This window comes from Bradyrhizobium sp. LA6.1, assembly GCF_040547805.1.
Classification (GTDB): Bacteria; Pseudomonadota; Alphaproteobacteria; order Rhizobiales; family Xanthobacteraceae; genus Bradyrhizobium; species Bradyrhizobium barranii.
The window spans coordinates 14,122-24,753 of record NZ_JBEPQK010000030.1; the positions used below are offsets into that span (position 1 = coordinate 14,122).

Consider the following 10,632-nt stretch of genomic DNA (forward strand, 5'->3'; position numbering starts at 1 on the left):
CAAATTTCTTCGATTGATTGGTGGTCATCCCAGGGCACCACGCGGTGCTAAACTAGGGGCTTCCCACAACCAAATCGATCAGAATTATTGCGCCGCAATCCTCGTTAGTTGTGCGAAAGGGCGCGGAAGCAATGCCTGCATTCGATTGGCGATCGCCGGAGTCTTACAAGAGCCTACAAGAAGCTGATATCACCGACATTGCCTGGGAATGTCTGCGTCGCAATGCCGACTACCAACGCGACTACCAAGCGACGATCGCCAAGAGTCCAGACGGACAAGTAACCGCGGAATTCAGGAGGAGGTGGGGTATCTGCTTTCGCTCATGACCCGCAGGGGCCTTTTGGCGAGCAGGCCATCTTTTGGGCGCCTGAGGTGCTGCCGGCCGTCGTGCCAGTCGCAGCGACCTCGTCGCCTGTACATAGCCTTGAGGCGGTTCGCCCATTGCTGGATCTCGCAGCAGGTCAGATGCGACGCGCCTCCGATGGATGGCATGTCATCCTTCGTGTTGGCGCGGTGGAACATCGTGTCTGGCTGAGAGAACCACCCACACTCGGTGCAAACTATGCTGCGGAATTGCCGTTTGACGGCGACTTCGATGCACATGCCTACGCTGCCCGGCGGCTGTGGCGCGCACTGAATGGGCGCACACCAGGGGCCGCCTTTCATGAGCTATCTAGGCAGCGGCGGGAGCGGCTAAGCGTCGCTATTCGCGCGCTCGATGCTCGCGACGCCGGTAGCACTTACCGTGCGATCGCCGAAACGATGTTCGGCAAGACACGCATCCCGGATCGCGCCTGGAAAACGCACGATCTCCGCAATCGGACCATCCGTCTCGTGCAAAGCGGCCTCGCATTGATGCGCGGCGGCTATCGCGATTTGCTGCGTCCAAGGCGCAAGAACAAATAAAACCTGCAGCCGGGGGGTATCGAAAACATACCCCACGATCATCGGCATCCCCTTCGCGGGCCCTCTCCGCCATCGTGACCGTCGACGCGCCGCCGCTCGCGCCGGCGCTCCAGATAGTCACGGAGCCTCTCAAATGTCCGATCCAAACACCAGCTTGCCGCCGCGGTACTTGCGCACGCCCGAGGCCGCGCGATTTCTCGGCCTTTCCGGCCGGACGCTGGAAAAGCACCGCACCTACGGCACTGGGCCAACCTACCGGAAGATCGGTGGCCGTGTCGTCTATGCGCTGGACGATCTGAAAGCTTGGGCCGATCTCGGCGCCAAGACGTCGACATCCGATCCCGGCAAGGGGACGGTCTTGCCTGCCAAGAAGCATCCGACCCTGCGCCCGTATGCGGGCCAGGAACGCCGTTGATCACGCAGGAAGGGCAGCGGCGATGCGGCGCAGACACCTATCCGAACGCGATCAACTGGAGCTGTTTCGGGCGTTGCCCGGCGATCTGGCGCCGCGCGACGCGCAGGACTTAATGGCATATCCATTCTTTTCGCTCGCAAAGACCAGACGTGTGGTGCCGATTGATTTCCGTGCGGGCGTGATATCCATTCGTGTCGAGGCCGTGCCGGAACACGGGCTGGCGACCATCTGGGATGCAGATGTCCTGATCTGGGCCGCGTCGCAGATCGTCGAAGCGCGAGACGCGGGCCTGAAGACCTCGCGCCTCATGGCTGCAACTCCGTACGAGATTCTGACGTTCGTCGGCCGCGGCACCAGCGCACGCGATTACGATCGCCTTAAAGCGGGTCTCGACAGGTTGCAGTCAACGACCGTGCTGACGTCGATCCGTCAGCCTGCAGAACGACGGCGCCATCGGTTCTCCTGGATCAACGAGTGGAAGGAGACGGCTGATACAAACGGGCGTCCGCTCGGGCTCGAGCTGATACTGCCCGATTGGTTCTATGCCGGCGTGATCGATGATGCGCTCGTGCTCACCATTGATCGCGCGTATTTCGATCTGACGGGTGGACTTGAGCGCTGGCTTTACCGTCTCGTGCGAAAGCATGGCGGCCGTCAGCAGGGCGGCTGGAGTTTTGATCTTGTGCACCTCCATGCCAAGTCCGGCAGCCTGTCGCCGCTCAAGCATTTTGCATACGACGTGCGCCAGATCGTCCAGCGACAGACATTGCCTGGCTACCAGCTGGTGCTCACGCATGACGCAAATGGCGCCGAGCGCTTGAATTTCGCACCCACGCTCGTCGATCCATTCGCTCAGAGGCTCCGCAGGCGTGGTCTCATTCGAAAGTCGGGAGACAGCCTGTGAATCAGCTCGTGCTATTGGGGACCGCAACCTTCGTGCCATCAGGGACCGGATCCTCGTGCTATCGGGGACCAGAATCGACCCTAAGTCCTTATGTCGCAGCACTTTCCAGCCACCGTAACTCTTCTAACCAGAAATCCTTCGGATTTCTTCTAACGGACCGCGCTATTCGCGTAGCTGGGGAGAACCACCAACAACCATCCGCAAGTTCTGCCTCGCCTCGCAGTCAAGGACGGCGACGATGCGCTGTCGCAATCGGGCTTCAGCCAGGCAGTCGGAGCATCTCTCAAGCTTGGAGCGTCTCATGAGCGAACTCACCGAAGTCGAGCTCCTGTGGCTTGAGAAGCGCATCGAGAACCGCATTCGCTTCGGGCGTTCCGTCGCGGAAAAGATCCTCGATCGTCGTCGACGGCTGCTATCATTTGCGCCAGGCAGCATCTTTGCGTTCGTTCGCTGGACGTCGAACGACTTCGGAACGGCGATCTCGCGGATCGATATCCTGCGCGCGGTCGCGTCTGGACAGCGCTGCTCGACCGTGCCCTACGTGAAGCCTGGTGGTGAGATCCTCCTGCGCCTGTCGGGCTGGCCCAAGGTCGAACGAGCGCTCAAGTTGATCGACGTCGTTGAGGCACTCGACATCAATCCAGCGGACGCGGCACCCGATTATTGGCATCACGTTCACAACCGGCTGTCCGTCAACGAAAACCCGCGTCCTTACACGAAAGCGCGCCACCAAGCGTGGCTTCACCGGCAGAGGGTCATGCGATGACCAGCCGGTTCAAGACGCTGACCGCAATGCTCGGCGGTGCCGCCGCTCTGGTCGCGCCAATCGTTCTGGAGATTCCGCCGGCCTACATCTGGAATGCGTCCGAGAGCATACCGATCGGGCTCTACCGTGTGCAGCCGGCGGACAAACTATTCGTTACGGAACTCCTCGCCGTACAGCCACCGGAGCCGCTCGCGACCTTCCTCGATCTAAATGGCTACCTGCCAGCCGGGTTGCCGATGCTCAAACGCGTGCTGGCGCTCCCGGGACAAACTGTCTGCAGAAGCGGGCTCACCGTTTCCGTCGACGCGATCGAAATGGGCGAGGCCAGAGATCGCGATGGACACGGCAGACCGCTTCCGAAATGGCAGGGCTGCCGCGTCGTCGGCGAGAACGAACTCTTCGTCATGAACTGGCAGACGGCCAACTCGCTGGATGGCCGCTATTTCGGATTCTTGCCGGCATCGTCAGTCATTGGCCGTGCGCTTCCTGTGTGGACCCGGGAGGATTGATCGTGCGCATCTTGGGAATCCGATCTGCCATTCCTCTGTTTGGCCGAGTGCTGCACCATTCCTCCGTCCCGACCAACGATTGCGTGGGGGTCGCGCACAGCGGCGGTCCAGGGCGGCCGAAACGCCGGCGCGAAGCGGCTTTACCCTGGATGGGCGCGAGCACGGCGGCACGATTGCGTCTGTTCGAGAGGAGCCTGCGCACTGTCGTATCATTGTTCGTTGCGCTGACCGTGAGTAACGCTGCGGCTGTTGCCGAGTCGCGCCCTACGCAACCTACCGCCAGTTATCGAACTAGCGATCGATTTGCGGCTTTTGTCGAGGGGGCCTCGCGTCGCTTCGGCGTCCCGGCGCACTGGATACGCGCAGTCATAGTGGTCGAGAGCGCCGGAGACGTGCGCGCCAAGTCACGGAAAGGTGCCATAGGCCCGATGCAGATCATGCCAGAGACGTGGGCAGAGCTCCGTCTGCGGCACGATCTCGGCAACGATCCCTACGATTCCTATGACAACATTCTTGCCGGGACCGCGTACCTGCGCGAACTGCGCGACCGCTACGGTGCGCCGGGCTTGCTTGCAGCCTATAATGCGGGACCTGCTCGTTACGAAGAGCATCTTGCCGGCCGTCCATTGCCAGCAGAGACCCAAGCCTATTTGCAGAAGCTTGTGTCAATCATCGGCAGCGAAATTGCAGCGTCCAGCGCAGTCGCGATTCTACAGCCATCAGCAGCGACGCTATTCGTTGTGCGGTCTGAAAGCTCAAGGACCGCCGCCCGCCTGCAGCCTGGGCGCCCTCCGAATCGGACTCCGACGGTCGCGTCCGTTCACGACATCTCGGCCATTGTGCCTCAAGCAACCGGACTGTTCGTCGCGAGATCTGATGCGGGAGGTCCGCAATGACCAAATGCGCAAGCTCGCATGCATTGGCGTGCCGTGGAGAAGAATGGGCGGAAAGGCGAGGGCAGCGGGGAAGCACGACAGCGGGACGGCGAGATAAAAGCGGCTCGCCGGTCGAACCACAAGCCATTGGAATGGCTTGGGTTCGGCCGTGCCGGTCGGTCGGGGCGCGTGCCGCGCCTGATGCTTTCGCCAATGAATTCAACAGTGTTTTCGGCACTGTCCGGCGTTCCGCGTTCGTGGAGCCTTTGCCATGAGCGCGGGCGACAGCGATTTACGCATCCGGCCTGGCCGCATCCGCGGCACGCGAGCGCCAAAGCCTAAGAGCTTCATCAACCAGGTGCTGCGCGCGGCGAAGAAGGCTGGTCACAGCCCTTCGCATGCGGCGGCGGGTAAGCTCTCCCTGCGCTACGGGCGCTCGACCTTCGGGCGTGGCCGGATCAGCTTTAGCCGCAACCGCCTGTTTAGCCCGGCGCGCCGCGTGGTGGTGAAGGCGCGCGTCGTTCGTCACCAGGGACGATCCTTCCGTTCCGCGCCGCTGACCGCCCATCTTTCCTATCTGAAGCGCGACGGCGTCACGCGTAACAGTGAGAAAGCGGTGATGTTCGATGCCGGCAGTGATGGCGCTGACGACGCGGCCTTCGCGGCTCGCTGCAAGGACGACCGGCATCATTTCCGCTTCATCGTCTCGCCCGAGGACGCCGGCGAGATGACCGATCTCATAGCATTCACGCGCGATCTCGCCCGGCAAATGGAAGTCGATCTCGGCACTCAGCTCGATTGGGTCGCCGTCGATCACTGGAACACGGACAACCCGCACGTTCATCTGCTCGTGCGCGGCGTCGATCAGACCGGCGCCGACCTCGTGATCTCACGAGATTACATTAGCCGGGGCCTGCGCTCGCGCGCCGAGGAGTTGGCATCTATCGAGCTTGGTCCCAAGCCCGAGCATGAGATTCGTAACGCCCTGGAAAAGGAGATCACGGCCGAACGCTGGACGCGGCTCGACGTCGAGATCCGAATGGCCGCCGATGAAACCGGCGCCATCGACCTGCGCCCCGAAAATCCCGGCGCGGCCGACCCGGAAATCCGTCGCCTGATGATTGGACGGCTCCAGCATCTGGAGAAGATGGGTCTTGCCGCGCCTGCCGGCCCCGCCGAATGGATGGTCGGACTGGAGGCCGAGCGCAATCTCCGCGACCTCGGCACGCGCGGCGACATCATCAAGACCATGCACCGCGCCTTCACGGAGCGCGGGGAGGCCCGCGGCGTCGCCGACTATATGATCGATAGTGAGAAGCCGGGATCGCCGATCATCGGCCGGCTGGTCGACAAGGGACTTCATAACGAACTGACCGGCGAGGCCTATGCCGTGATCGACGGTACGGACGGACGCGCCCACCATGTCCGCTTCGGGGGCGTTGAGGCCTTCGAGCAGGCGCCGCCGATCGGCGGCATCGTCGAGGTGCGCCGCTTCGGAGGCCCGGACGACCTGCGCCCGATGTTGGTGCTCGCTAACCGCAGCGATTTCGACCTCAACCAGCAGATCACCGCACCTGGGGCGACCTGGATCGACCATCGCCTTGTCGAGCGCGATCCCATGCCGCTCTCCATGGGCGGGTTCGGTCGTGAAGCGCACGACGCCATGCAGGCTCGCGCCGAACATCTCGCAGGCCAAGGGCTCGCCCGGCGGCAGGGTCAGCGCGTCATCATGCAGCGCGATCTCCTCGACACCTTGCGTCGACGCGAACTGGACGCAGTGGGTGCAAAACTCTCAGCCAAGACGGGATTGCCGCACCTGAAGACCGCGACCGGCGAGCATGTGAGCGGCACCTATCGTCAACGCCTGACGCTCGCCTCCGGCCGCATCGCCATGATCGACAACGGCCTGGGCTTCCAGCTCGTGCCCTGGTCGCGCGAGATCGAGAAGAAGCTCGGCCAGCACGTCGCCGGCGACACCAAGGGCGGTGGCGGCATCGAGTGGGCCCTCGGTCGCAAACGAGACCTTGGCTTGTAGCTCCATCGTTTCCACAACGCTTAACCACAAGAAGGACGCCTCCCATGTCCGCGACCAAAATCCTCTGGGGTCAGATCATCGTCGTCTTCCTGATCGTGTTGCTCACGATCTGGGGCGCCACCGAATGGACGGCGTGGCGGCTTGGCTTCCAGCCTGAACTCGGCCAGCCCTGGTTCAAACTCGTCGGGATGCCGGTCTACTATCCGCCGGTCTTCTTCTGGTGGTGGTACATCTACGACGCCTATGCGCCACAGGTCTTCGTCGAGGGCGCCTACATAGCCGCATCCGGCAGCTTCATCTCGATCGCGGCGGCGATCGGCATGTCGGTCTGGCGGGCGCGGGAGGCGAAGAACGTCGAGACCTACGGTTCGGCGCGCTGGGCCGAACTGCGCGAGGTGAAGGCAGCCGGGCTTGTTGGCGCAGATGGCGTCGTGCTCGGCCAGCTCGACCATGACTATCTCCGTCACGACGGCCCGGAGCATGTGCTGTGCTTCGCGCCGACCCGTTCCGGCAAAGGCGTCGGCCTGGTGGTGCCGTCTCTCTTGACCTGGCCAGGCTCGGCGATCGTCCACGACATCAAGGGCGAGAACTGGCAGCTCACCGCGGGCTACCGCGCCAGGCACGGCCGGGTGCTGCTGTTCGATCCGACCAACGCCAAGTCGTCGGCGTACAATCCGCTGCTGGAAGTCCGCCGCGGCGAATGGGAGGTGCGTGACGTCCAGAACGTCGCCGACGTGCTGGTCGACCCGGAGGGATCGCTCGATAAGCGGAACCATTGGGAGAAGACCAGCCATTCACTGCTCGTCGGCGCGATCCTGCATGTCCTCTATGCCGAGGTGGACAAGACACTGGCCGGCGTCGCCGCATTCCTCTCGGATCCAAAGCGGCCGATCGAGTCGACGCTTCAAGCGATGATGACCACGCCGCACCTCGGCGAGCAAGGTCCGCATCCCGTCGTTGCCTCGACCGCGCGCGAGCTGCTGAACAAGTCTGACAATGAACGATCGGGCGTGCTTTCCACCGCCATGTCGTTTCTCGGCCTCTACCGTGATCCCGTCGTCGCCGAGGTCACGTCCCGCTGTGATTGGCGGATTGCCGACCTGATCGCCGATCCGCGGCCCGCGACGCTCTACCTCGTGGTGCCGCCATCCGATATCTCGCGGACCAAGCCGCTGATCCGCCTGGTGCTGAACCAGATCGGCCGCAGGCTCACCGAGGATCTGCATGCGAAGGATCGCCGTCACCGCATCCTGATGATGCTCGACGAGTTCCCAGCACTTGGCCGACTCGATTTCTTCGAATCCGCGCTGGCCTTCATGGCAGGTTACGGCATCAAAAGTTTTCTGATCGCGCAATCGCTGAACCAGATCGAGAAAGCCTATGGCGCCAACAACTCGATCCTCGACAACTGCCATGTCCGCGTCAGCTTTGCCACCAACGACGAGCGCACGGCGAAGCGTGTCTCCGACGCGCTCGGTACAGCGACCGAGATGCGCGCCATGAAGAACTATGCTGGTCACAGGCTGAATCCGTGGCTGGGTCACCTCATGGTCTCGCGGCAGGAGACGGCGAGGTCGCTGCTGACGCCGGGCGAGGTGATGCAGCTCCCGCCCACTGACGAGATCGTCATGGTTGCCGGTACGCCGCCGATCCGGGCGAAGAAAGCTCGCTATTACGAGGATCATCGTTTCACCGAACGGGTGCTGGCGCCGCCTGATCCGGCGAAGTCCGGCCGGTCGTCACGGACGGATGGTTGGTCAGCTCTAACACCGCAGACACCGGACGCCGTACTGCTTGGTGAAATCCAGAAGGCGGAACAGGATGCCGCCAACAGCGGCTTGCGCCGCGAACCCGAGCTCCCCGATCACGTCGCCATCGTCAAGGAGACGACTGATCCGAGGCCTGCGGAAGAGTTCGCCGTTGTGCTCGACGACGAGTCGGACGATGCCGCCAGTCAAGCCCGCATTCTGCGCCAGATGCGCGGTGTCGCCCGCCAGGTCTCGCTCGACCCGAATGATGGCATGGAGTTGTGAGACCATGCGGGACCGGATGAATGTGTATTTCCCGCCGGAGCTTCTGAAGCAGATCGCCGATCTTGCCGACCGCAAGAAGCTGTCTCGATCGGCGATCGTGGAAGCCGCGGTCGCCTCGTTTCTGTCTCCGGATGGGGAGGATCGGCGCGAGGCGGCGTTCACACGCCGTCTCGATCGGCTGTCGCGACAAATGCAGAGGCTGGAGCGGGATGTTGGCCTTACCGCCGAAACACTGGCGTTGTTTGTCCGTTTCTGGCTGACGATCACGCCGCCCTTGCCGAACGATGCGCAGGCTGCCGCCCAGATCAAGGGCCGCGAGCGGTTTGAAGGTTTTATCGAGACCCTTGGCCGCCGCTTACAGAAGGGCCAGAATTTCCTACGCGAGATCCCGGACGACATCGCGAACCAAAAACCGGATGACCGGGGCTGATGGACTTCTCAGAAGCCAGCATCTTCGTGGCCAAGACGTCGATAGCAAAGCCTTAGGTATCACTCATCCCGCCTAGTCTTTCTCTTCCTACGCCAATCTACGATCGCCCTGGGAGCATTGTTGCGCCGGGCCAGTTCCTGCCTTTTCTACTCATCCCCATCTGAGGGCGCTTCTTAAGCGGCCTCTTTGGTGGGGGCGGCGGTGGCAATTCATTCGACTCAAGCAGAGGCGATCTCGCGCGGCGCGCGGATGCTCCGCAGCGCACTTGGCCCAGCTATTGCGCGATACCTGGAGGACGCCTCGATCGTCGAGGTGATGCTCAACCCCGATGGCCGGTTGTGGATCGACCGGCTGTCGAGCGGCTTGATGGACACGGGAGAGACCCTCTCGGCCGCTGACGGAGAACGCATCGTTCGGCTGGTGGCACATCACGTCGGCGCGGAAGTGCATGCTGGTGCGCCGCGCGTTTCCGCTGAATTGCCCGAGACCGGCGAGCGCTTCGAAGGTCTGCTGCCGCCGGTGGTCGCGGCTCCAGCCTTTGCTATCCGCAAGCCAGCGGTCGCCGTGTTCACGCTCGACGACTACGTCGCTGCCGGCATCATGACCTCGGATCAGGCTGAGGCCTTGCGGGGCGCCGTCGCCGCACGCCGAAACATTCTGGTCGCTGGCGGTACCTCCACCGGCAAGACCACGTTGACCAACGCCCTTCTTGCGGAAGTAGCCAAAACCTCCGACCGCGTCGTGCTGATCGAGGATACACGCGAACTGCAGTGCAAGGCGCCGAACCTCGTGGCCTTACGCACCAAGGACGGCGTGGCCTCACTGTCAGATCTCGTGCGGTCGTCGCTTCGTTTGCGACCGGACCGTATCCCCATCGGCGAGGTGCGCGGTGCCGAAGCGCTTGATCTCCTCAAGGCCTGGGGCACCGGCCATCCCGGCGGCGTCGGCACCATCCATGCCGGGACGGCGCTGGGCGCACTGCGCCGGCTCGAGCAACTTATTCAGGAAGCGGTCATCACCGTTCCGCGCGCCCTGATCGCCGAAACCATCAGCATTGTCGCCGTGCTAGCCGGCCGCGGCGCGGATCGTCGTCTCACCGAACTCGCCCGCGTCACCGGGCTCGGACCAGCCGGCGACTACAGTCTTTCACCAGCAGGAGACCAAACATGAGATCTCGATCATCTCTTCTTTCTCTACGCGCCATCTCGCTCACCGCATCAGGCATGGTTCTATTCGTTGCCGCTCCGGCTTGGGCTGCCGGCTCCAACATGCCGTGGGAACAGCCACTCAATCAGATCCTGCAATCGGTCGAGGGGCCCGTCGCCAAGATCATCGCGGTGATCATCATCATCGTCACGGGCCTCACGCTCGCATTCGGCGATTCCTCCGGTGGTTTTCGCCGGTTGATCCAGATCGTGTTCGGCCTCTCGATCGCCTTCGCCGCATCGAGCTTCTTTTTGTCATTCTTTTCGTTCGGCGGTGGGGTCTTGATCTGATGGACGAGCCCGTCGCTGGCTTCGTGGCGCCCGTGCATCGCGCGCTGACCGAACCGATCCTGATGGGTGGCGCGCCCCGGGCGGTCGCCATCGTCAACGGCACGCTCGCAGCCGCCCTTGGTCTCGGTCTGCGGCTCTGGATCGCAGGTCTCTTGCTCTGGGCGATCGGTCATGCGGCCGCGGTGTGGGCTGCCAAGCGTGATCCCGCCTTCGTCGACGTGGTGCGCCGCCATCTGCGCATTCCCGGTCATCTCAGCATTTGA

13 protein-coding genes are annotated in these 10,632 nt (G+C 62.9%); all 13 read left to right on the top strand.

The features are described 5' to 3' along the window. Positions 1-131: 131 nt before the first annotated feature. The 13 genes from ABIB99_RS41730 to ABIB99_RS41790 all read left to right on the top strand — a co-directional run bounded on the left by ABIB99_RS41730 (position 132) and on the right by ABIB99_RS41790 (position 10,632). Positions 132-326, top strand: coding sequence for a transcriptional regulator domain-containing protein (locus tag ABIB99_RS41730; RefSeq protein ID WP_354181662.1), 195 nt, complete (start codon positions 132-134; stop codon positions 324-326). Positions 327-441: 115 nt separating this feature from the next. Then, complete coding sequence (locus ABIB99_RS41735; protein WP_354181664.1) at positions 442-906, top strand: DUF2285 domain-containing protein; 465 nt, start codon at positions 442-444, stop codon at positions 904-906. A 133-nt stretch (positions 907-1,039) separates the two neighbouring features. Continuing rightward, a complete protein-coding gene (locus tag ABIB99_RS41740; RefSeq protein ID WP_354181666.1) occupies positions 1,040-1,321 on the top strand; it encodes a helix-turn-helix transcriptional regulator in 282 nt (93 codons plus the stop codon). Between the two features lie 22 nt (positions 1,322-1,343). Continuing rightward, a complete protein-coding gene (locus ABIB99_RS41745) occupies positions 1,344-2,225 on the top strand; it encodes a replication initiator protein A (protein ID WP_354181668.1) in 882 nt (293 codons plus the stop codon). 301 nt (positions 2,226-2,526) lie between these two features. After that, complete coding sequence (locus ABIB99_RS41750) at positions 2,527-2,991, top strand: DUF2840 domain-containing protein (protein ID WP_354181670.1); 465 nt, start codon at positions 2,527-2,529, stop codon at positions 2,989-2,991. Next, on the top strand, positions 2,988-3,500 hold the full coding sequence (locus tag ABIB99_RS41755; RefSeq protein ID WP_354181672.1) for a S26 family signal peptidase: 513 nt from the start codon (positions 2,988-2,990) through the stop codon (positions 3,498-3,500). The genes ABIB99_RS41750 and ABIB99_RS41755 overlap by 4 nt, the downstream gene beginning before the upstream one ends. Before the next feature lie 2 nt (positions 3,501-3,502). Continuing rightward, positions 3,503-4,396, top strand: coding sequence for a lytic transglycosylase domain-containing protein (locus ABIB99_RS41760; RefSeq protein WP_354181707.1), 894 nt, complete (start codon positions 3,503-3,505; stop codon positions 4,394-4,396). Positions 4,397-4,646: 250 nt separating this feature from the next. Then, on the top strand, positions 4,647-6,410 hold the full coding sequence (locus ABIB99_RS41765; RefSeq protein WP_354181674.1) for a relaxase/mobilization nuclease domain-containing protein: 1,764 nt from the start codon (positions 4,647-4,649) through the stop codon (positions 6,408-6,410). Between the two features lie 44 nt (positions 6,411-6,454). Further along, entirely contained in the window at positions 6,455-8,443 is a 1,989-nt protein-coding gene (locus tag ABIB99_RS41770) for a conjugal transfer protein TraG (protein ID WP_354116544.1), read from the top strand. 4 nt (positions 8,444-8,447) lie between these two features. After that, positions 8,448-8,873, top strand: a complete 426-nt coding sequence (locus ABIB99_RS41775; protein ID WP_354116543.1) for a CopG family transcriptional regulator — start codon at positions 8,448-8,450, stop codon at positions 8,871-8,873. Between the two features lie 249 nt (positions 8,874-9,122). Beyond that, positions 9,123-10,043: a P-type conjugative transfer ATPase TrbB gene (gene trbB / locus ABIB99_RS41780; RefSeq protein ID WP_354116563.1), complete on the top strand. Its 921-nt coding sequence runs from the start codon at positions 9,123-9,125 to the stop codon at positions 10,041-10,043. Positions 10,044-10,096: 53 nt separating this feature from the next. Next, positions 10,097-10,369, top strand: coding sequence for a TrbC/VirB2 family type IV secretion system protein (locus ABIB99_RS41785; protein ID WP_354116562.1), 273 nt, complete (start codon positions 10,097-10,099; stop codon positions 10,367-10,369). Further along, positions 10,369-10,632, top strand: a complete 264-nt coding sequence (locus ABIB99_RS41790; RefSeq protein WP_044587821.1) for a VirB3 family type IV secretion system protein — start codon at positions 10,369-10,371, stop codon at positions 10,630-10,632. Before ABIB99_RS41785 ends, ABIB99_RS41790 begins: the two co-directional genes overlap by 1 nt.